Source organism: Shinella sp. BE166, from assembly GCF_051201095.1.
Classification (GTDB): domain Bacteria; phylum Pseudomonadota; class Alphaproteobacteria; order Rhizobiales; family Rhizobiaceae; genus Shinella; species Shinella lacus.
Genome location: NZ_JBPEHL010000004.1, coordinates 519713 through 539265, shown reverse-complemented (window position 1 = coordinate 539265; position 19553 = coordinate 519713). Strand labels below are relative to the sequence as shown.

Sequence of the window (19553 nt, the reverse complement as noted above, 5' to 3'; positions counted from 1 at the left end):
CCGGAAGGCGGCGAAAAAGTTCCGGAACAATCCGCTTCTTTTCGCGTTGCACCATCGCTTTTCAAAGCCCCGGCGGAGGTTTCCGCTGTGCGGGTGCGATCAGACATCTGCGACGGCGCGTCCGCTCTCGGCGCCATCCGCAGGTTCATCCAGGGAAGGCCAATGCTCGACCAAAGGGGACCTATCGCATGAGTTACTCATTTTCCGAACTCGATTTCATGAAGCCGGAGCTCGGCGCCGAATTCACCGGCGAAGGCACGCATTTCGCCGTTTTTTCCGCCCATGCGGAGCAGATGGAGCTTTGTCTGTTTTCCGAGGACGGCAAAGAGGAAACCGCCCGCCTGGCGCTGCCCAAGCGCGAAGGCGACATCTGGTCCGGCTACATTGCCGGGCTGAAACCCGGCACGGTCTATGGCTACCGCGCGCACGGGCCGTATGATCCGCAGAACGGCCACCGTTTCAACCCGAACAAGCTGCTGCTCGACCCTTATGCCAAGCAGATCGTCGGCGAAATCGCCTGGGACGATGCGCTCTACGGCTACCGCATCGGGGACGCGGCGGAAGACCTGTCTTTCGACGAGCGCGACAGCGCCCCCTTCATGGTGAAGGGCATGGTGCAGGATCCAGATTTCGACTGGGCGGGCGACGCGGCCATCCGCCGGCCATGGACGGAGACGATTATATACGAGGCGCATGTGCGCGGCATGACGATGAGCCATCCGGGCGTGCCGGAGGAGCTGCGCGGAACCTTCATGGGCATGGCGAGCGATCCGATCGTCGAACATCTCGTCGATCTCGGCATTTCCGCCATCGAGCTCCTGCCGATCCAATATTTCCCGGACGACCGTTACCTGCTGGAAAAGGGGCTGCGCAACTATTGGGGCTACCAGACGCTCGGCTTCTTTGCGCCGCAGCCGCGCTTCCTTTCCGGCCGCGCCGTCACCGAATTCAAGACCATGGTGAAACGCTTCCATGCCGCCGGCATCGAGGTCATCATGGACGTCGTCTACAACCACACGGCCGAAGGTTCGGAACGTGGCCCGACGCTCAGCTTCCGCGGGCTCGACAATCTCAGCTATTACCGTCTGTCACCGGACGACCTGCGCCACAGCTACGACACGACCGGCACCGGCAACACGGTCAACATCGCCCATCCGATGGTGCTGCGCATGGTGCTGGACAGCTTGCGCTACTGGGTCGGCGTCATGCATGTCGACGGTTTCCGTTTCGACCTTGCGAGCACCCTCGGCCGCACGCGCCACATCGAATTCGACCGCGACGGCACGTTCTTCGATGCGATCCGGCAGGACCCTATTCTCTCTGGCGTCAAGCTGATCGCGGAACCGTGGGATGTCGGCGACGGCGGCTACCAGGTCGGCGGTTTCCCGCATCCGTTCCGCGAATGGAACGACAAGTACCGTGACGACGTGCGCCGTTTCTGGAAGGGTGACGGCGGCCTTGTTTCCGGGCTCGCATCGCGCCTTACGGGCTCCGCGCCGCAGTTCAACCACTCCGATCGCGGGTCCACGTCTTCGATCAACCTGCTCAGCGCCCATGACGGTTTTACGCTGATGGACACCGTCTCCTATGACGGCAAGCACAATGAGGCGAATGGCGAGGACAATCGCGACGGCCACTCCGACAACCATTCGCACAATATGGGCGCCGAAGGCCCGACCGATGACGCAAACATCCTTTCCGCCCGCGACCGCCGCCGGCGCAACATGATCGCGACGCTGATGCTCAGCCAGGGCGTGCCGATGCTGCTCGGCGGTGACGAGCTCGGCAACAGCCAGCAGGGTAACAACAACGCCTATTGCCAGGACAATGCGGTCGGCTGGACCGATTGGGACGGGCTCGACGATCCGTTCCTGAATTTCTGCAAGGGTGCGATCGCCTTCCGCAAGGCCCATCCGGCGCTGCGGCAGGAGCGGTTCCTGACGGGCGACGCCGCCGAGGACGGCACGATCGAGATCGCCTGGTATCGGCCCGACGGCGCCTTCATGACCGATGCCGCCTGGAAGGACGGCAACCTGAGGGCGCTCGGCCTGTTCCTCTCGAAGCCGGCGAACGGCGAGGGGCCGGACCAGCTCTTCCTCGTCCTGAATGCTGGCGGGGATTGCCAGGTGAAGCTGCCGGAGGTGAACGGCATCAAGGCGTGGAAGCGGGTGCTCGATACCGGCGCGGAGGACGACGCTTATGCCGAGCATCCGGCGCAAAGCCTGGCCATGGTCTACGGCGGCAGCGTCGCCGTCTTCGAACCGGTGGGATGAGCCGCAAAACATGGCGCCGGACAACCTCAAAGAGACCGGTCTCGTCTATGTCTCCGACAGCGAGCCTGGAATCCGGCGCCAGCGCGCCGGCCGCAGCTTCTGTTATCGCCTCCCGGACGGCTCCCTGGTGCGCGATGCGGCGCTGAAGGCGCGCATCGCTGCGCTGGGCCTGCCGCCGGCCTATCAGAATGTCTGGATCTGCATCGACGAGCACGGCCACTTGCAGGCCACCGGTTTCGACGCGCGCGGGCGAAAACAATACCGCTACCATCCCGACTGGCAGGCACTGAAAAGCGGCGACAAGTTCGACCAGTTGATTGCCTTCGGCCGCGCTTTGCCGAAACTCAGGCGCGCGGTGCGGCGCGATCTCGACGGCGCGCCCGGCACGGTCGATACGATGCTGGCGGCGATTACGGTGCTGCTTGACGAGGCGCAGCTTCGCGTCGGCAACCGGGCCTATGCGGTGGAAAACAAGACCTATGGCGCGACGACCTTGCTCAAACGCCATGTCCGGCTTGCCGAGGGGCAGATCGAACTGCGCTTCAACGCCAAGGGCGGCAAGCGCGTGCAGCGAACGCTGAAACATCCCCGCCTCCAGCGCCTGCTGGAAGATTGCGCAGACCTGCCGGGCCGCCAGCTCTTCGTCTGGAAGGACGATACGGATCTTGTGCGGCCGATCGATTCCGGCCGGCTCAACCTGTATCTCGCCGATATTTCCGGCATTGCCGTTTCCGCAAAGACCTTCCGCACCTGGGCCGGCAGCCTTGCCGCCTTCGCCATGGCGCGCCATGCGGTCGAGGAGGGGGGCCGCCCGACGATCAAGGGCATGGCGCAAGCGGCGGCGGACACGCTGCACAACACGCCGGCCATCGCCCGGTCCAGTTACATCCACCCCGATATCATCGCGCTCGCCGAAGCGCCCGAGGCCTTGCGCCTGGCGCTGCGCCGCCCGTCGCTCACGATCACTGGGCTGCGGGCGGAGGAGGAGCGCCTGCTGCGCTTCCTCGAAAGCCGCCGCAATGCGCGCCGTCGTGCGCGCAAGAAAACGCCGGCCATGCAGGACGCATAGCCGGCGCTTCAGCGGTTAGATGATCTCAGGCCGCGCGGCGTTCGTGCCGGCCTTCCTCGATTTCCTCGACGATCTTCGCGACGAAGGCGTCGAGATCCTTCGGCGAGCGCGAGGTGATGATGCCCTTGTCGGTCACCACCTTCTCGTCGCGCCAGTCCGCACCGGCATTGATGAGGTCGGTGCGGATCGAGGCATAGGAGGTCGCCTTGCGGCCACGCAACGCATCCGCCTCGACGAGCAGCCAGGGCGCATGGCAGATCGCCGCCACCACCTTGCCCGACGCGAGGAAGTCCTTGACGACGCGCATCGCCTTCTCGTCGGCACGCAGGAGGTCCGGGTTGATCTGGCCGCCGGGCAGCACGAGCGCGTCGAAGTCCTTCGAGGAGGCTTCCTCTGCGGTCAGGTCGACGTCGACCGTATCGCCCCAGTCCTTCTCGTCCCAACTCTTGATCGGGCGCTTTTCCAGCGAGGCGATCTTCACCGCCGCGCCGCGTTTCTTCAGTTCATCCAGCGGTACGCGCAGTTCGGAGCGCTCGTAGCCGTCGGTGGCGAGAATGAGTACGCGTGCTTCCTTGATGGAGGGCATGGCTTATCCTTTCTCATGTGTGGTGCCCCATCGGGGCTTTCCGGAATGCCTTCGCCGCCGCCTCAGTGACGGAGCGAAGATTCCTCGTCGCCGTCTTCGGGCAGCGATTGGCGGGTGAGGTCGACGGCGGCGCGGGTCGCGTCGTCGGCCTCATGCGAATTGTGTCTTGCGGCATGTTCGGGCAGCGCGACCTTTTCGAGGTCGGCGCGTTCGCGCGCCGCCTGTTCCCAATGGTCGCCATCCTTGCCCTGCGGGCGGCCTTCCGCCTCCCACAGGCCATAGGCACGCTTGCTGATCCATTCCTGGCGTTCGTCGTTCACGATGATGTGTCCCTTCGACAAGTGGCAGCGGTCTATGCCGCCGTCCATGAGTTCACGCGGAAGCCTGCCTCCTTGGCGGCCTCGATAAAGGCCCGGCGCGCGAAGGCCGGGTCGTCGTCGCTTGCCAGCCCCTGCTCGCAGACGCTTTTCGCCGTCAGCGCCGCAGGTCCGTCCTTGATCGGCCAATGGTTTTTAATGCAGAGCAGGGCGTCGCGCGTGCTTTGCACGCGCAGGACCTGCTGGTCGCCCTCAAGCACGACCGCCTCGTCCCAAAGCCGGTCGGTTGCAAAAATGGTCATTGCAGGCCCTCCGCTCTCTGGGTTTCGGCCGGAATATCGACAAGGCTGACGATGCCGACGACACGCCGGTCGTCGTTCACCACCACGAGGCGGCGCACGCCGAGTTCGCGCATGCGGGCCGCCACCGTTTCCGTGTCGTCCTTCTCGTTACACAGCTCAGGCGACACGGTCATGAATTCCGCAATAGCGGTGGAGGTGGAATGTCCCCGCGCCAGGACCGACACGACAATATCGCGATCAGTGATGATGCCGACGATGGCGCCGACGCCCGGCACTTCGACCGGCAGCGCGCCCACTTCGGTTTCGGCCATCAGCCGGGCTGCCGATTGTGCGGTGTCATTGGGGGAGACGGTGACGATCTGGGCGGACATCACGTCCTTGACAAGCATCTTGGTCAGTCCCCTTCAAAGCCGTCCGTTGATGAGGCTGCGGCCGTTCGGCGCGGCGGGCACGACCACCTCGTCGCGCTCCGGCTGGCGAAGCGGCAGATCGACCTGCTGCGGCACGATGACCTGCGGCTCCCAGGAATTGCGGCGTTTGCGGCTGTTGCGAAGGTCGGCGTCCGGGGTTTCGGCGGGTTTGCGGGCTAGCGGCTTCTTCTTCTGGCGCACGGGTACACTCCTGCGAACGGGCTTCGACTGCTGAACAAACGCGGGTGCTGCGGCTTGGTTCCCAAAAAACCGGGGAACCGACGTGTCTCCCGGGCATTGTTGTCGAGCCGAACCGGCATAACGAAGAGGAAGTTGCCCATGCTGTTTGCAGGAAAGGTCGCCCTCGTCACAGGTGCCGGATCGGGGATCGGCAAGGCCACGGCGCTCGCCTTCGCCCGCCATGGCGCAAGCGTCGGCGTGCTGAGCCGCACCGCGGAAGAGGTCGAGGCCGTCGCAAAGGAGATCCTGGCGCTCGGCGGCGCGGGTCTGGCACTTGCGGCGGATGTGACGGACGAAGCCTCGATGCGTAGCGCCGTGGAGCAACTCGTCGCCACCTTCGGCAGCCTCGACGTCGTCGTCGCCAATGCCGGCATCAATGGCGTCTGGGCGCCGATCGACGACCTGAAACCCGCCGAATAGGACGAGACGATCGCCGTCAACCTGCGCGGCACCTATCTGACGCTGCACCTGACCGTGCCCTTCCTCAAGAAGGCAGGCGAGGGCGCCATCGTCGTCGTTTCCTCCATCAACGGCACGCGCACCTTCTCCACGCCCGGCGCCACCGCCTATGCCGCGACCAAGGCAGCACAGCTCGCCATGGTGCAGCAGCTCGCGCTGGAGCTCGGCAAGGCGCGCATCCGCGTCACGGCCGTCTGCCCCGGCGCGATCGAAACGAGCATCGACGAAAACACCAAGCAGCGCGGTGCGGGCGAATCCGGCATTCCCGTCGTCTGGCCGGAGGGCGACATTCCCGTCTCCGACGGCAAGCCCGGAACGGCCGACGAGGTGGCCGACGCCATCCTCTTCCTCGCCTCCTCGAAGGCCCGCCACATTACCGGCATTCCACTCTGGATCGACGGCGGGCAGGGCCTGTTGCGCTGACCCTCTGGCGTTCCCCGCCGACCTTGTGCAAGGTGCGGGAAAACAGTGCAGGAGGTCACCATGGGCAATCATCTTTTCGACGCGATCCGCGCCGCCGCAACACCGGAGGCCGTCTTCATCGAGACCGCCGAGGGGCGCCGCTGGACCTATGGCGAGATGATCTCGTTTTCCGGTCGGCTGGCTGCGGCGCTCGTCGGCCTCGGCGTGCAGCCGGGCGACCGGGTCGCGGTGCAGGTGGAAAAGAGCCCGGAGGCGCTGATGCTCTACCTCGCCTGCGTGCGTGCGGGCGCGGTCTACCTGCCGCTCAACACGGCCTATACGCTGACGGAGCTCGATTATTTCATCGGCGATGCCGAGCCGCGGCTCGTGGTCGTCGACCCGAGGTCCGTGGACGGCGTCACGGCGGTCGCCGAGGCCTATGGCAGCACGGTCGAGACGCTCGACGCGATCGGCGGCGGTAGCCTCATCCAGCGGGCCAGCGCGGAGGAAGCGGATTTTACCGATGCGGAGCGCGGGGCCGACGATCTCGCGGCGATCCTCTACACGTCCGGCACGACCGGCCGTTCCAAGGGCGCCATGCTGACGCATGACAACCTGCTCTCCAATGCTCTGACGCTCAGCGAGCATTGGCGTTTCACCAGCGCCGACCGGCTGATCCATGCGCTGCCGATCTTCCACACGCACGGCCTGTTCGTCGCCTCGAATGTCACGCTGCTCTCCGGCGCCTCGATGATCCTGCTTCCGAAATTCGACGCTGACGAGGTGCTCGGGCTGATGGAAAATGCCACGGTGATGATGGGCGTGCCGACCTTCTACGTCCGGCTCGTGCAGCATCCGGGCCTGACGCGGGAGGCGACCGCCGGCATGCGGCTCTTCGTCTCCGGCTCCGCGCCGCTGCTCGCGGAAACCCACCGCAGCTTTTCGGAAAAAACCGGTCATGCCATCCTCGAACGTTACGGCATGACCGAGACCAACATGAACACCTCCAACCCCTATGACGGCGACCGGGTTGCCGGCACGGTGGGCTTCCCGCTGCCCGGTGTTTCGCTGCGCGTCACCGAGCCGGAGACCGGAAAGCCCCTGACCGACGGCGAGACGGGCATGATCGAGGTCAAGGGTTCGAACGTCTTCAAGGGCTATTGGCGCATGCCGGAAAAGACCGCCGCGGAATTCCGCACGGACGGCTTCTTCATCACCGGCGACCTCGGCAAGGTTGACGAGCGGGGCTATGTGCACATCGTCGGGCGCGGCAAGGATCTCGTGATCTCCGGCGGCTACAACATCTATCCCAAGGAAGTGGAGACCGAGATCGACGGCATGCCGGGCGTCATCGAAAGCGCGGTCATCGGCGTGCCTCATCCGGATTTCGGTGAGGGCGTGACGGCGGTCGTGGTGCTGAAAAAGGGCGCGGCGCTGGACGAGAAGGCGGTGCTCGACGGGCTGAAGGATCGGCTGGCACGCTACAAGCAGCCGAAGCGCGTGCTCTTCGTCGACGACCTGCCGCGCAACACGATGGGCAAGGTGCAGAAGAACGTTTTGCGCGACACCTATGCGGACCTCTACAAGGCCTGACGCCGCTCCGGCGCGAAATGCCGCTTGAGGATGTCAAGCACCTCGCTTGCCAGTTCCCCGACGATGCCGCCGCGCTCCCAGGAATAGAGCGAGGCCACGACCGGGGGTTCCGGCGCGAAATCGGCAAGCGGCTTCACTCGCCATCCCTTCGCCGAATCCACCGGCAGCAGTGACAGGCCGAGGCCCGCCTCGATCGCCATCAGCACGTTGCGCAGGCTCGCGGAGGTGAAGGCGACGTACCAGCGCCGCCGCTCGCGCTCCATGCGCTCGAACATGGCGTCTCGATAGAGCCCGCCGGGCGGGAAGGTGACGAGCGGCGTGGGATCGGGCAGGTCGCTTGCCGCATCCAGCGCCGTGAACCAGGCGATCGGCTCCTCGAAACTCGCCCAAGCATCGGAACTCGGCACATCCTCCTTCAGCACCACTATGTCGAGCTCGCCGGAGCGATAGCGGCGCGTGAGGTCGGAACGAAGCCCTGTGGTGACATCGAGGCGGGCCTCCTTGTGGCGCTTGGCGAAGGCCGCGAAGGCATGGGCCATTTCAGGTGTGGCGATGTCGTCCGGCATGCCGATCCTGACCGAGGTGGTGCCGGAGGTCTCGGCGACCAGCGTGAGTGCCTCGGTCTGGAGCGCCAGGATGCGCCGGGCGTGGCCGAGCAGGCGCTCGCCCGTCACCGTCAGGCGCACGGGGCGCGCGGCGCGATCGACGAGGTCGCGGCCGATCGCTTCCTCCAGCCGGGCGATCTGCTGGCTCATCGTCGATTGGGTCATGTGCAGACGGTCGGCGGCCGCCGTGAAACTGCCGGCATCGGCGATCGCCACGAAGGCCCGGAGCAAACGCGGATCGAGCACGGCATCTCCATTGGAAAACGGAATAGTCGCTATCTAAACATCTAATTTGCGCATGATTCAAGCCGGTGCTAGCGATAGGCCATGATCGGCGGCGTCTCTCGTTGCCGGGACAAGCATTTTCAGCACGAAAGTCGAACCATGACGGATACGCATGCCGGACGCGATTGGGCCATGCTCGCACTGGTCGTCCTGATCGGCCTCAACCTGCGGCCTTTCCTTGCAGCGCCGGCGCCGATCCTGGCGGAAATCGTCGCGGATACCGGATTGGGTTATGGCGGCATCGCGATGCTGACGCTGCTGCCGATGTTCCTGATGGGGCTCGGCGCCTTCGTAGCGCCCGGCCTTCAGGTGAAGCTCGGCGCGCGCCGCGGCCTGCTCATCGCGCTCGTCATCCTGCTTGCCGGCTCGGCGCTGCGGCTCGTCGTGTGGGATGGTGCGTCGCTGATCCTCACGGCAGCACTCTCCGGCATCGGCGTCGCCTTCATCCAGGCGGCCTTTCCGGGCATCATCAAGGCGCGCTTCCCGGCGCATGTGCCGGTCGTGACGGGCCTCTATTCCGCGATGATCATGGCCGGCGGGGCTTTCGGCGCGCGGCTGATGCCGGTGCTGATGCATGCCGGCTATGGCTGGCGGGCGGCACTTGCCTGGCTGGCGCTGCCGGTGGCGATCGCGCTTGCCGCTTCGTGGCGCGTCCTCTCCGATGTCCGGTCGGACAAGCCCGACGGCACGCTTACCCGCCAATTGCTGCGGCGGCCGCGCACCTGGGTGCTGATGGCAGCCTTCGGGCTGATCAATGCGGGTTATACCTCGATGATCGCCTGGCTTGCGCCCTATTATCAGGCGCAGGGCTGGACGAGTACCGATAGCAGCGGCCTCGTCGCCGTCATGGCCGCCTGTCAGGCCGCCGCCGCGCTGGGACTGCCCATCCTCGCCCGCGGCAATGTCGACCGCCGCCGCTGGCTGTGGCTGACAATCGCCTTCCAGGCCATTGGTTTCTTCGGCCTTGCAAGCTTTCCCGCCATGGCGCCGGCTGTTTGGGCCGGGCTTTGCGGCGCCGGCCTCGGCGGCAGTTTCGCGCTTGCCATCGTGACCGCGCTCGATCATCTGCCGCGCCCCGAACAGGCCGGCGCGCTTGCCGCGCTGATGCAGGGCGGCGGTTTCCTGATCGCTGCGATCGGCCCCTATGCCATGGCCCTGCTGCATGATTGGACCGGCAGTTTTGCCGCCGGCTGGGCGTTGCATCTCGGGTGCGTGCTCGTCACGGCGCTGCTCTACCTGCGCTTCGATCCACGGCACTATCCGGCGGCGATGCCCGCCACCGGATAAACAAAAACCCGCGCCGTTTTCGGGCGCGGGTTCTATCGATGCTTAGCGGCGCGCGCCGAAGGGGCGCAGCGTCATGTGGCGGTTGACGTCCTTGTAGAGCAGGTAGCGGAACGGGCCGGGGCCGCCGGCATAGCAGGCCTGCGGGCAGAAGGCGCGCAGCCACATGAAGTCGCCGGCCTCGACTTCCACCCAATCCTGGTTGAGCCGGTAGACGGCCTTGCCCTCAAGCACGTAGAGGCCGTGTTCCATCACATGCGTCTCCGCGAAGGGAATGACGGCGCCGGGCTGCAGCGTGACGATCGTCACATGCATGTCGTGGCGCAGGTCGTTCGGATCGACGAAGCGCGTCGTTGCCCAGCCACCGTTCGTGCCCGGCATTTCCGAGGGCTTGATGTCTTTCTCGTTGAGGATCAGCGGTTCGGGATGATCGAGGCCGTCGACGGCTTCATAGGCCTTGCGGATCCAGTGGAAGCGGGCATGGGCACCCGAACGGTTGTGCAGTGACCATTTCAGGCCCGGCGGCAGGAAGGCGTAGCCGCCCGGCTGGAGCGTGTGCTTGCCGGTGGGCAGCGTCAGTTCCACCTCGCCATCGACGACGAAGAGCACGCCTTCGGCGCCCGCATCCTGCTCCGGCCGGTCGCTGCCGCCGCCTGGCGCCACTTCTACGACATATTGCGAAAAGGTCTCGGCGAAGCCCGACAGCGGGCGGGCGATCACCCAGAGCCGCGTGTCGTTCCAGAAGGGCAGGAAGCTGGTGACGATGTCCTGCATCACCCCCTTGGGGATCACCGCATAGGCCTCCGTGAACACGGCGCGTCCGGTCAGGAGGTCGCTCTGCGGCGGGTGGCCGCCGAGGGAGGAATAGTAGCTGCGTTGCATCGTCTCAGGCCCTTTGTCTTGAGTGTTTCCGGTATTTTTTGACGTCGGTCTGCGCCGCCGCATTGATTTTGGTTACTTCGCGCCCGCCTTTTCCAGCAGCGCGACGATTTCTCCGTAACCGCGCCCGCGGGCATGCTGGAGCGGCGTGACGCCTTCATTGTCCGCGAGATCGACCTTGGCGCCGGCATCCAGCAGCAGGTCGACGATCTTCACATGGCGCGGCCCGCCATCGCCGAGGATGATCGCCTCCAGCAGCGCCGTCCAGCCGAGCCGGTTGATGTGGTCCACGTCGACACCCGCCTTGATCAGCGTGTCGACCGTCTCGACATGGCCGCGTTCGGCGGCGGGAATGAGCGCGGTGCCGCCATAGCGGTTGATGCTCTTGAGATCGGCGCCGTGGGCGAGCGTCAGCTTGAGGATGTCCAGATGGCCGCGCGCGCCGGCATAGAGATAGGGGCTGTCGCTAATGTCATCCTTAGCGTTCACATCGGCGCCGGCCTCGATCAGCGCGCGGGCGGCGTCCGCCTTGTTGCCGTGCGTTGCGACGAGCAGCGCGGTCGCACCGCTCCCGTCCCGCGCATCGATCTCGGCACCCTTGGCGAGAAGCGCCGTGATGTCCGCGGCATCATCGGCGGCGGCCGCCTTGTGCAAAGAAAGATCCATGGCGTGACCTGCGGCAAGAAAGGGCGGCGCTGCCAGGAACAGCCAGGCCGACAGCAGGGCAAGTTTCAGCATGCGCTATCCCATTGGTTTGTGGGCCCGAAATTAGCAGGGGGCGGGGCCATTAGAAAATTAAATGTGTAAATCCACATCATGCAGAAGATGGAATTCACCCAAGCGGCTTCGCTCGATGCTAAGGCTTGGATGATGTCAGCGAGGCTGACCATCGCCGTCACAACCCGATCCCGAATGGGCGGATTGAGCATTCTTTTCTAGAATGCTTGGTATTTTGACTATCTATTTGTGTAATGCATGATCCTGCCCGATCTTCCCTGGAGCCAAAAAGGGGAACGATCATGTTGAAGACCATTCTGTCCTATGCCGTGGCCGCCGGCCTCGCCTTCTCCGCCGTCGCCATGCCGCTGTCCGCAAGCGCGGATGAGCTTGAGACCATCAAGTCCGCGGGCGAATTCAGGTTTGCCAACAGCGGCGCCTATCCGCCCTTCAGCTTCGTTGATGACAAGAACGAGGTCGTCGGTTTCGACGTCGATATCGGTAACGAGATCGCCAAGCGCCTCGGCGTGAAGGGTGCGGGCGTCAGCACTGCCTGGGACGGCATCATCGCCGGCCTGCTTGCCGGCAAATACGATTCCGTCATCGGCAGCATGACCATCACGCCGGAGCGTGAAAAGGCCGTCGATTTCGTCGGCCCCTATTACAAGTCGGGTCGCGGCGTCTTCGTGACCGAAGGCTCCGACATCAAGTCCATCGACGACCTCAAGGACAAGACCATCGGCGTGACGCTCGGCGAGACCCACGAGAAATGGGCGCGCGAGCGCGGCGGCTGGGAAATCCGCACCTACAAGGGCCTGCCGGAACTGTTCCTTGAGCTGAAGGCCGGCCGTATCCAGGCGATGATCGTCGATGCCGTACCGGTCTCGATCGCCGTCAAGGAAACCGGCGAGAAGGTCGTGAAGCTCGACGTCGCGGAATTCGCCGGCACCGAGGACAAGATCGGCATCGCCATCCGCAAGGGCAATCCGGAACTCAAGGCCGCCATGCAGAAGGCGCTGGACGACATGATGGCCGATGGCACCTATGAGGCCATCGCCATGAAGTGGGTCGGCTCGGATATCCGCTGATCGTCCTTGAAATGGTGGCTCCGGCAGGCGCGTGATCGCGCCCGCCGGCAGCCTCACCGATTGCCGAGGATCCGAATGGATATCGCTCTTGTCGGCCGCATCATTCCTGTCTTCGTCCAGGCGGCCTGGACGACCGTCGAACTCTCCCTGATCTCGCTTGCCATCGGGCTTGCCGTCGCGGCGCTGATTGCCGGGCTGCGCCTGTCGCATGTGGCGATCCTGCGGTTCCTCGGCACCGCCTATGTCAGCGTGTTTCGCGGCACGCCGGCGCTCATCCAGATCTTCCTGCTCTATTTCGGCGGGCCACAGGTCGGCATCCAGCTTGAGCCTTTTGCCGCGGGCGCCATCGCGCTGGGGTTGAACATCGCCGCCTATATGGCGGAATCGATCCGCGGCGGCGTGCTCTCGGTCGATCGCGGGCAAATGGAGGCGGCGCGCTCGCTCGGTTTCGCCGAGGGGCAGTCCATGCGTTGGATCGTGCTGCCGCAGGCCGCCAAGCTGATGATCCGGCCGCTCGGCGTCAATGCCGTGGCGCTGGTCAAGGGCACGGCGCTCGTCGCCACCATCTCCGTCGTCGAGCTGACCTATACGGCGCAACGCTTCATCGGCTCCACCTACAAACCCTTCGAGATTTTTGCTGTGACGGCGGTGCTTTACATGATCATGGTCTACGGCCTGACGCTCATTATCGATCGTCTCGACCGCGCCTATGCCGGGGAGGCCTGAGCCATGCAGGGACTGGATTTCAGCATCGTTCCGGAATACTGGCCGCTGATCGGCAAGGGCCTGTGGTGGACCGTCGTCATCTCCACGGCTTCCGCGGTGCTCAGCGTGCTGGCCGGCATCGGCTTCGCTTTGCTCGTGCTCTATGCCCCGCCCGTGGGGCGCTATCCGCTGCGGCTTTTCATGTGGCTCTTCATGGGCACGCCGCTGCTGTTGCAGCTCTTCCTCATCTATTTCGGCCTGGTGCAGATCGGCATCGACATTCCGGCCATCTGGTCGGGCATCATCGGCCTCAGCCTGCATTTCGCCGTCTACAATGCCGATATTTTTCGCGCCGGCATTGCCTCGCTCGACAAGGGGCAGACGGAGGCGGCGCGCTCGCTCGGTTTCGGCGCCTGGCGCACGCGGTTCTACATCGTCGTGCCGCAGGCGGTGCGCAACACGGTGCCGGCCATCGGCAATATGATGATCGCGCTGCTGAAGGAATCCTCGATCGTCTCGATGATCGGCATTGCCGAATTGGTGCACAGCGCGCAGCTCGTCATCAGCGAGACCTACCGGCCCTTCGAATTCTACCTGACGGCCGCCGCCCTTTACTACATTCTCAATCTCGTCCTCGAAGCCGTCCTGCGCGGGATCGAACGCAAAGTGGAGCTTTCGCGATGAACGACGTCCGTCCGATGATCGAGGTGCGCGGGGCCAGAAAGTTTTTCGGGCCGCTGGAAGTGCTGAAGGGCATCGATTTCAGCGTGGCGCGCGGCCAAATCGTTGCCGTCATCGGGCCTAGCGGCTCCGGCAAGAGCACGCTACTGCGCTCGATCAACCATCTCGAAACGCTGGATGGCGGCGAAGTCTGGCTCGATGGTGTGCAGGTCAACCAGAAGCTCGACCGCCGCGCCTTCGAACGCCATATCAACCGCGTGCGCCAGCAGATGGGCATGGTGTTCCAGCATTTTAACCTGTTCCCGCACCTGAGCGTGCTGGAAAACATCACCATCGCCCCCATCAAGCTGAAGGGCATGCCGAAGGCTGAGGCGCGCACGCTCGCCCTGAAAATGCTCGACAAGGTTGGCCTCGCCGACAAGATCGATGCCTTCCCGGCCCGGCTTTCCGGCGGTCAGAAGCAGCGTGTCGCGATTGCCCGGGCGCTCGCCATGCAGCCGAAGGTCATGCTGTTCGACGAGGCGACCTCGGCGCTCGATCCGGAGCTGGTGGACGAGGTCAACCTCGTCATGAAGCAGCTTGCGGCCGAGCACATGACCATGGTGATCGTCACGCACGAGATGCGTTTTGCCGCCGAAGTCGCCGACTGCGTTATCTTCATGGCGGATGGTGCCGTGGTCGAGGAGGGCAAGCCCGAAGACCTCTTCCGCAACCCGACGCAGGAGCGCACCCGCGGCTTCCTCAAGAAATTCCTCAACGGTTAGAAACCGCATAAATTCCATGGACCGATCATGAGCCAGCAACCGACATCAATGGGCGAACGCCCGGCATCGCACCTCTTTTACCAGTCGCGCATGCGCCGGCCGCTCGCCGACCGCGCGGAGGGCATCTACATCTGGGACGAACACGGAAGGAAGGTCATCGACGGGTCGAGCGGCGCGATGGTCGTCAATATCGGCCATTCCAACCGCAACGTGCTCGACGCCATGAAGCGGCAGATGGACAAGGCGACCTTCGCCTATCGCCTGCATTTCGAGAACCAGCCGGCGGAAGACCTGGCACGTCGCCTTGCCGGTCACATGCCGGAAGGGCTCGACCGGGTGTTCTTCGTCTCCGGCGGCTCGGAAGCGGTGGAATCCTGCTTGAAACTTGCCCGGCAATGGGCGCTGGCGACCGACCAGCCGGAGCGCTGGAAGGTCATCTCGCGCTTCCCCTCCTATCACGGCTCGACCCTCGGTGCGCTCGCCGTGACCGGCTATGACGCGCTGAAAAAGCCCTTCCTCCCGATGCTGCGCGACATGCCGCACATCAAGGCACCGACCGCCTATCTCGACCGCGACAACTTTTCGCTGGAAGAGCGGGGGGTGCGCTATGCCGACATGCTGGAGGAGAAAATCCTGGAGGAGGGGCCGGGAAGCGTGCTCGCCTTCATCATGGAGCCGATCGGCGGCGCCTCGACCGGCGCGCTGGTGGCGCCCGACAGCTACTATCCGCGCATCCGCGAGATTTGCGACAAATACGGCATCCTTTTGATCCATGACGAGGTGATGAGCGGGGCCGGCCGCACCGGGCGTTATCTCGGCGGCGACCATTGGAACTGCCGGCCGGATATCATCGCGCTTTCCAAGGGGCTCGGTGCCGGCTATTGCCCGCTCGGCGCGATGATCGCCCATTCGCGGCTGGTGAAACCCGTGCTCGATCGCGGCGGTTTCGCCCATGGCTACACCTATGCCGGCAATCCTCTCGCCTGCGCGGCGGGGCTTGCCGTGCTCGACGAGATCGAGCGGCAGGATCTGCTTGGCAACGCCACCCGCATCGGTGACCTGCTGCGGTCGGAACTGGAGGGCCTTGCGGAACGCTACCCCTTCATCGGCGACGTGCGCGGCAAGGGCCTGCTGCTTGCCGCCGAATTCGTCTCGGACCGGGAGACCATGGCGCCGCTGCCGAAGGCGCTGGAAGCCCACCAGCGCGTCGTCGACATGGCCTATGAGCGCGGCCTGATCATCTATTCGCGCCGGACGCGCGGTGGCGTCGAGGGTGATCATTTCCTCGTCTGCCCGCCGATGATCACCACGGAAGAGCAGGTCGGCGAGATCGTGACGATCCTTGACGCGACGCTCGCCCAGCTTGCCGGCGAACTCTCGCTGCCGATCCGCAAATAAGGTGCCGTCATGAAGTCGAACAAGGTCATCATCACCTGCGCGGTCACCGGCTCGGTGCACACGCCCTCCATGTCGCCGCATCTGCCCTACAAGCCGGAGGACATCGCCGCCCAGTCGATCGAGGCGGCGGAGGCGGGTGCCTCCATCCTGCACCTGCATGCGCGAAATCCGGAAGACGGCCGGCCGACGGCCGATCCGAACATCTTCATGCGCTTCCTGCCGATCATCAAGCAGGCGAGCAATGCGGTGATCAACATCACCACCGGCGGCTCCTCCGTCATGACGCTGGAGGACCGGCTGGCGGCGGCGGTCGCGGCGGAACCGGAAATGTGCTCGCTCAACATGGGCTCGATGAATTTCGGCCTGTTCCCGATGCTCGACCGGCCGCGCGAGTGGCAGTATGCTTGGGAGCCGGAACTGCTGGAGGCGACGCGCGGCACGATCTTCCGCAACACCTTTGCCGATATCGAGGCGATCCTGCGCCGGCTCGGCGAGGGTTGCGGCACGCGCTTCGAGTTCGAATGTTACGATGTCGGGCATCTCTACACGCTCGCGCATTTCCGCGATCGCGGGCTCATTCCCGGCACGCCCTTCATGCAGTTCGTCTTCGGCGTGCTCGGCGGCATCGGCGCCGATCCGGAAAACCTGATGCATATGAAGCGCATCGCCAACAAGCTTTTCGGCGATGACTACCGCTTCTCCGTGCTCGCCGCCGGCCGCAAGCAGATGCCGATGATCACCATGGCGGCCACGATGGGCGGGAGCGTGCGCGTCGGGCTGGAGGACAGTCTTTTCGACGGCCGCGAGCTTGCCACCTCGAACGCCGACCAGGTGCGCCGCATCCGTGCAATCCTCGAAGGTCTTTCACTGGAGGTGGCGACGCCGGACGAGGCGCGCACTATGCTCGGTCTCAAGGGCGGCGATCGCGTCGCATTCTGAGAGGGATCATGCAGGACGATATCCGGATAAGGCTGGCGGTGGCGGATGATGCCGAGACGATCCATGCCGGGCTGAAGGCGCTGGCGACGAGCATGGATGCGGAGGAGAAATTCGTCGCGACGGTGGAGGATGTTCGCCGCTACGGTTTTGGCGAAGCACCGGCCTTCGAGGTGCTGATCGCCGAGGCGGACGGCACCTTCGCCGGCCTCTGCCTGACCTTTCCCATCTTCTCCACCTGGATGGGCACGCCGGGCATCTACGTGCAGGACCTCATCGTCGAGACCGCCTTTCGCGGCCGGCGCATCGGGGAACGGTTGCTGCATGCGGCGGCAAAGCGCGGCCGGGCGCAGGGTGCGCGCTATCTCCGGCTCTCCGTCGACGTGGAAAATGTCCGCGCGCAGGCCTTTTATGACCGGCTCGGCATCCGCCACGCCCGCGACGAGCAGATCCACATGATCAAGGGCGCGGATTTCGATGCATTTGCAGAGCAGGAAGAGCCATGAAGACCTTTTTTGCGGACGAACAGAAGCGCCACGACCCGAGCTTTTTCCTGTCGAGCGGTGCGCCGCAGCCGAATCCGGAGCAGCCGGAGCGCGTCGAGCGCCTGCTTTCCGGCGCACGCGCCGCAGGCCTGGAGATCGTGCGGCCGAAGGATCATGGCCTTGGCCCGGTCTCCGCGGTGCACACGCCGGAATATATCGACTTCCTCGGCCGCATCCATGAGCGCTGGCAGCGTATCGAAGGGGCGTCGAAGGAGGTGATTCCGAACATCCATCCGATCGCGCGCACCGGCAGCTACCCGGCGTCCGCCGTCGGGCAGGCGGGCTATCACATGGCGGATACGTCCTGCCCGATCTCCGAACACACCTTTGAAAGCGCCTGCTGGAGCGCCTCGACGGCCGTTTCCGCTGCCGAGGCCGTGATGGCCGGCGACGCCTGGTCCTATGCGCTTTGCCGTCCGCCGGGCCACCATGCTTTCCGCGATGTCGCCGGCGGCTTCTGCTTCTTCAACAATTCCGGCATCGCCGCCGAACATCTCCTGAAGGATGCGAAACGCGTCGCCATCCTCGACGTGGACCTGCACCACGGCAACGGCACGCAAGGCATGTTCTACGAGCGCCGCGACGTGCTGACCGTCTCGATCCATGCCGATCCGGTGCGCTTCTACCCGTTCTTCTGGGGTCATGCGGACGAGCGCGGCGAGGGGTTCGGCCTCGGCTACAATCTCAACCTGCCGCTGGCGCGCAAATCCGGCGACGACATCTTCCTCTATGCCCTAGCCGTCGCCATCCGCCGGGTCGAGGCCTTTTCGCCGGATGCGCTGGTCGTGGCCTTGGGGCTGGATGCCTTCGAGCAGGACCCGTTCGGCGGCCTTTCGGTCTCGACACCCGGTTTCGCGCGCATCGCCGAGGCCATCGGCGCGCTGCGCTTGCCGACGGTCATCGTGCAGGAGGGCGGTTATCTGTGCGACGAACTTGGCGACAACCTGACATCCTTCCTGACCGGTTTCGGGGCGCTGTCGGGATAGGTCCGTTGGTCGAAGGGTATCGTGGCGATCGCCCGGCGCAGTTCGGCCAGCAGGATGTTTTCCGCGCGGCTGCGGCGGGCAGCACCATCGTAGACGAGATGCACGTCGATGACGGGTGCATTCTCGTAAGGCGGCAGGCGCCACAAACGGCCGGCGCGCAGATCCTCCTCCACGACATGGATCGGCAGCGGCCCGAAGCCGAAGCCGGCGATGATCAGCCGCTTCACCTCTTCCAGATGCGAGGAGGTGCCGACGGTCTGGCCTTCAAAACCTTCCTGCTGGCGCAGCAGCGCCACCGGCCAGAGCGCGCCGGACATCTGGTCCGTCTTGAACGAGACATAGGGCTCGTTGCGCAGCGCCGAAATCGGCAGGTCGGGTATGCCGAACAGCGCATGCCGCGCGCCGCAGAAATAGCCGAAGCTTTCCCGGTAGAGCACCTCGTATTCGAGCTTCGGATGCCGTTCCTGCATGAGGCAGAAACCAAAGCAGGCATCGCGATTGAGCACGGCCGCCACCACATCCTGGCTGGAGGCGACGGAGAGCGAGATCGTGACCTGCGGAAACGCGCGGTGGAAGCCCGCCAGGACCTCATCGAGGAACGGGCAGACGACGTGGCTCGCCAGCGTCATCTCGATATGACCGGTCAGGTCGCCGGGCTGTTCCTCCATGTGCTGCGGCAGGCCGGAGACGATATCGAAGAGGGCCATGCATTCGCTGAACAGCCGCTGGCCGGCAGGGGTGACGGCGAAGTGCGAGGCGTTCCGCTCGACGAGCCGGCAACCCATATGCGTCTCCAGCCGCTTCAACGCGTTGCTGACGGTCGGCTGCTTGAGCGACAGTTTCTCGCCTGCCGCCGTCAGGCCGCGCTCCTGCACGATCACCATGAAGGTGCGCAGCAGGTTCCAGTCGATTTCCCAGACGAAACGCCGCCTCTGCCGAGCCATGTGCATCATTCCCTGAATTTATGCTTCCGGTGGCGACTATTGCATGATGCAATCCGGCATCAAAGGTCTCTCACCCGCACGAAGG

General features: G+C 64.8%; 21 protein-coding genes and 1 pseudogene. 13 read left to right on the top strand and 9 right to left on the bottom strand.

The features are described from left to right. Positions 1-188: 188 nt before the first annotated feature. Both glgX and J2Y63_RS13350 read left to right on the top strand, forming a co-directional pair. Complete coding sequence (glgX, locus tag J2Y63_RS13355) at positions 189-2273, top strand: glycogen debranching protein GlgX (RefSeq protein ID WP_435266461.1); 2085 nt, start codon at positions 189-191, stop codon at positions 2271-2273. A gap of 10 nt (positions 2274-2283) precedes the next feature. Next, a complete protein-coding gene (locus J2Y63_RS13350) occupies positions 2284-3342 on the top strand; it encodes a DNA topoisomerase IB (RefSeq protein ID WP_435266460.1) in 1059 nt (352 codons plus the stop codon). Between the two features lie 25 nt (positions 3343-3367). Here the strand turns inward: J2Y63_RS13350 and J2Y63_RS13345 are convergent, their stop codons facing one another. The 5 genes from J2Y63_RS13345 to J2Y63_RS13325 all read right to left on the bottom strand — a co-directional run bounded on the left by J2Y63_RS13345 (position 3368) and on the right by J2Y63_RS13325 (position 5158). Next, a complete protein-coding gene (locus tag J2Y63_RS13345) occupies positions 3368-3928 on the bottom strand; it encodes a type 1 glutamine amidotransferase domain-containing protein (RefSeq protein ID WP_435266459.1) in 561 nt (186 codons plus the stop codon). Between the two features lie 62 nt (positions 3929-3990). After that, positions 3991-4248, bottom strand: a complete 258-nt coding sequence (locus J2Y63_RS13340) for a DUF2934 domain-containing protein (RefSeq protein ID WP_435266458.1) — start codon at positions 4246-4248, stop codon at positions 3991-3993. 32 nt (positions 4249-4280) lie between these two features. Further along, positions 4281-4547 carry a DUF982 domain-containing protein gene (locus tag J2Y63_RS13335; protein WP_435266457.1) on the bottom strand — a complete coding sequence of 89 codons (267 nt, stop codon included), beginning with the start codon at positions 4545-4547 and terminating at the stop codon, positions 4281-4283. Next, positions 4544-4936, bottom strand: a complete 393-nt coding sequence (locus tag J2Y63_RS13330) for a CBS domain-containing protein (protein WP_435266456.1) — start codon at positions 4934-4936, stop codon at positions 4544-4546. Before J2Y63_RS13330 ends, J2Y63_RS13335 begins: the two co-directional genes overlap by 4 nt. Before the next feature lie 15 nt (positions 4937-4951). Continuing rightward, positions 4952-5158: a hypothetical protein gene (locus J2Y63_RS13325; RefSeq protein WP_435266455.1), complete on the bottom strand. Its 207-nt coding sequence runs from the start codon at positions 5156-5158 to the stop codon at positions 4952-4954. Positions 5159-5296: 138 nt separating this feature from the next. On the opposite strand from J2Y63_RS13325, the pseudogene J2Y63_RS13320 reads away from it, so the two are divergent. Together J2Y63_RS13320 and J2Y63_RS13315 are read left to right on the top strand one after the other, a co-directional pair. Then, a pseudogene (locus J2Y63_RS13320) lies at positions 5297-6079 on the top strand (SDR family oxidoreductase). Positions 6080-6139: 60 nt separating this feature from the next. Then, positions 6140-7651 carry a malonate--CoA ligase gene (locus tag J2Y63_RS13315; protein WP_435266454.1) on the top strand — a complete coding sequence of 504 codons (1512 nt, stop codon included), beginning with the start codon at positions 6140-6142 and terminating at the stop codon, positions 7649-7651. Here J2Y63_RS13315 and J2Y63_RS13310 read toward each other — a convergent pair. Beyond that, on the bottom strand, positions 7639-8502 hold the full coding sequence (locus J2Y63_RS13310) for a LysR family transcriptional regulator (protein WP_256119715.1): 864 nt from the start codon (positions 8500-8502) through the stop codon (positions 7639-7641). The two genes, J2Y63_RS13315 and J2Y63_RS13310, sit on opposite strands and share 13 nt — an antisense overlap. A 138-nt stretch (positions 8503-8640) precedes the next feature. Here J2Y63_RS13310 and J2Y63_RS13305 point away from each other — a divergent pair, with 138 nt between their 5' ends. Further along, on the top strand, positions 8641-9828 hold the full coding sequence (locus J2Y63_RS13305) for a cyanate transporter (protein ID WP_435266453.1): 1188 nt from the start codon (positions 8641-8643) through the stop codon (positions 9826-9828). Between the two features lie 42 nt (positions 9829-9870). Here J2Y63_RS13305 and J2Y63_RS13300 read toward each other — a convergent pair whose 3' ends face one another. Further along, positions 9871-10707: a bifunctional allantoicase/(S)-ureidoglycine aminohydrolase gene (locus J2Y63_RS13300; RefSeq protein ID WP_435266452.1), complete on the bottom strand. Its 837-nt coding sequence runs from the start codon at positions 10705-10707 to the stop codon at positions 9871-9873. A 72-nt stretch (positions 10708-10779) separates the two neighbouring features. After that, complete coding sequence (locus J2Y63_RS13295; RefSeq protein WP_435266573.1) at positions 10780-11370, bottom strand: ankyrin repeat domain-containing protein; 591 nt, start codon at positions 11368-11370, stop codon at positions 10780-10782. Between the two features lie 353 nt (positions 11371-11723). On the opposite strand from J2Y63_RS13295, the gene J2Y63_RS13290 reads away from it, so the two are divergent. From J2Y63_RS13290 to J2Y63_RS13255, 8 genes are all read left to right on the top strand, one after another. Beyond that, the gene (locus J2Y63_RS13290) at positions 11724-12509 is read left to right on the top strand and encodes an ABC transporter substrate-binding protein (RefSeq protein ID WP_435266451.1); all 786 of its coding nucleotides are present in this window, start codon (positions 11724-11726) and stop codon (positions 12507-12509) included. 75 nt (positions 12510-12584) lie between these two features. Then, positions 12585-13235 (top strand): amino acid ABC transporter permease, encoded by a 651-nt coding sequence (locus tag J2Y63_RS13285; RefSeq protein ID WP_435266450.1) that lies wholly within the window; start codon positions 12585-12587, stop codon positions 13233-13235. Between the two features lie 3 nt (positions 13236-13238). Then, complete coding sequence (locus J2Y63_RS13280; RefSeq protein ID WP_435266449.1) at positions 13239-13898, top strand: amino acid ABC transporter permease; 660 nt, start codon at positions 13239-13241, stop codon at positions 13896-13898. Beyond that, positions 13895-14659, top strand: coding sequence for an amino acid ABC transporter ATP-binding protein (locus J2Y63_RS13275; RefSeq protein ID WP_435266448.1), 765 nt, complete (start codon positions 13895-13897; stop codon positions 14657-14659). Before J2Y63_RS13280 ends, J2Y63_RS13275 begins: the two co-directional genes overlap by 4 nt. Positions 14660-14686: 27 nt before the next feature. Beyond that, on the top strand, positions 14687-16057 hold the full coding sequence (locus J2Y63_RS13270) for an aspartate aminotransferase family protein (RefSeq protein ID WP_435266447.1): 1371 nt from the start codon (positions 14687-14689) through the stop codon (positions 16055-16057). Between the two features lie 9 nt (positions 16058-16066). Then, complete coding sequence (locus J2Y63_RS13265) at positions 16067-16996, top strand: 3-keto-5-aminohexanoate cleavage protein (RefSeq protein ID WP_435266446.1); 930 nt, start codon at positions 16067-16069, stop codon at positions 16994-16996. A gap of 8 nt (positions 16997-17004) precedes the next feature. Further along, positions 17005-17499 carry a GNAT family N-acetyltransferase gene (locus J2Y63_RS13260; RefSeq protein ID WP_435266445.1) on the top strand — a complete coding sequence of 165 codons (495 nt, stop codon included), beginning with the start codon at positions 17005-17007 and terminating at the stop codon, positions 17497-17499. Next, positions 17496-18524, top strand: coding sequence for a histone deacetylase family protein (locus tag J2Y63_RS13255; protein WP_435266444.1), 1029 nt, complete (start codon positions 17496-17498; stop codon positions 18522-18524). The genes J2Y63_RS13260 and J2Y63_RS13255 overlap by 4 nt, the downstream gene beginning before the upstream one ends. Here J2Y63_RS13255 and J2Y63_RS13250 read toward each other — a convergent pair. Next, entirely contained in the window at positions 18455-19468 is a 1014-nt protein-coding gene (locus tag J2Y63_RS13250) for a LysR family transcriptional regulator (protein ID WP_435266443.1), read from the bottom strand. The genes J2Y63_RS13255 and J2Y63_RS13250 overlap by 70 nt on opposite strands. Positions 19469-19553 lie beyond the last annotated feature (85 nt).

What these genes read in the sequence shown, in the direction of transcription:
- glgX (WP_435266461.1), top strand. Translation starts at nt 189, where the DNA reads ATGAGTTACTCATTTTCCGAACTCGATTTCATGAAGCCGGAGCTCGGC.
- J2Y63_RS13300 (WP_435266452.1), bottom strand. Translation starts at nt 10,707, where the DNA reads ATGCAACGCAGCTACTATTCCTCCCTCGGCGGCCACCCGCCGCAGAGC.
- J2Y63_RS13275 (WP_435266448.1), top strand. Translation starts at nt 13,895, where the DNA reads ATGAACGACGTCCGTCCGATGATCGAGGTGCGCGGGGCCAGAAAGTTT.
- J2Y63_RS13265 (WP_435266446.1), top strand. Translation starts at nt 16,067, where the DNA reads ATGAAGTCGAACAAGGTCATCATCACCTGCGCGGTCACCGGCTCGGTG.
- J2Y63_RS13315 (WP_435266454.1), top strand. Translation starts at nt 6,140, where the DNA reads ATGGGCAATCATCTTTTCGACGCGATCCGCGCCGCCGCAACACCGGAG.
- J2Y63_RS13290 (WP_435266451.1), top strand. Translation starts at nt 11,724, where the DNA reads ATGTTGAAGACCATTCTGTCCTATGCCGTGGCCGCCGGCCTCGCCTTC.
- J2Y63_RS13280 (WP_435266449.1), top strand. Translation starts at nt 13,239, where the DNA reads ATGCAGGGACTGGATTTCAGCATCGTTCCGGAATACTGGCCGCTGATC.
- J2Y63_RS13295 (WP_435266573.1), bottom strand. Translation starts at nt 11,370, where the DNA reads ATGGATCTTTCTTTGCACAAGGCGGCCGCCGCCGATGATGCCGCGGAC.
- J2Y63_RS13335 (WP_435266457.1), bottom strand. Translation starts at nt 4,547, where the DNA reads ATGACCATTTTTGCAACCGACCGGCTTTGGGACGAGGCGGTCGTGCTT.
- J2Y63_RS13270 (WP_435266447.1), top strand. Translation starts at nt 14,687, where the DNA reads ATGAGCCAGCAACCGACATCAATGGGCGAACGCCCGGCATCGCACCTC.
- J2Y63_RS13250 (WP_435266443.1), bottom strand. Translation starts at nt 19,468, where the DNA reads ATGGCTCGGCAGAGGCGGCGTTTCGTCTGGGAAATCGACTGGAACCTG.
- J2Y63_RS13350 (WP_435266460.1), top strand. Translation starts at nt 2,284, where the DNA reads ATGGCGCCGGACAACCTCAAAGAGACCGGTCTCGTCTATGTCTCCGAC.
- J2Y63_RS13345 (WP_435266459.1), bottom strand. Translation starts at nt 3,928, where the DNA reads ATGCCCTCCATCAAGGAAGCACGCGTACTCATTCTCGCCACCGACGGC.
- J2Y63_RS13305 (WP_435266453.1), top strand. Translation starts at nt 8,641, where the DNA reads ATGACGGATACGCATGCCGGACGCGATTGGGCCATGCTCGCACTGGTC.
- J2Y63_RS13330 (WP_435266456.1), bottom strand. Translation starts at nt 4,936, where the DNA reads ATGCTTGTCAAGGACGTGATGTCCGCCCAGATCGTCACCGTCTCCCCC.
- J2Y63_RS13260 (WP_435266445.1), top strand. Translation starts at nt 17,005, where the DNA reads ATGCAGGACGATATCCGGATAAGGCTGGCGGTGGCGGATGATGCCGAG.
- J2Y63_RS13285 (WP_435266450.1), top strand. Translation starts at nt 12,585, where the DNA reads ATGGATATCGCTCTTGTCGGCCGCATCATTCCTGTCTTCGTCCAGGCG.
- J2Y63_RS13255 (WP_435266444.1), top strand. Translation starts at nt 17,496, where the DNA reads ATGAAGACCTTTTTTGCGGACGAACAGAAGCGCCACGACCCGAGCTTT.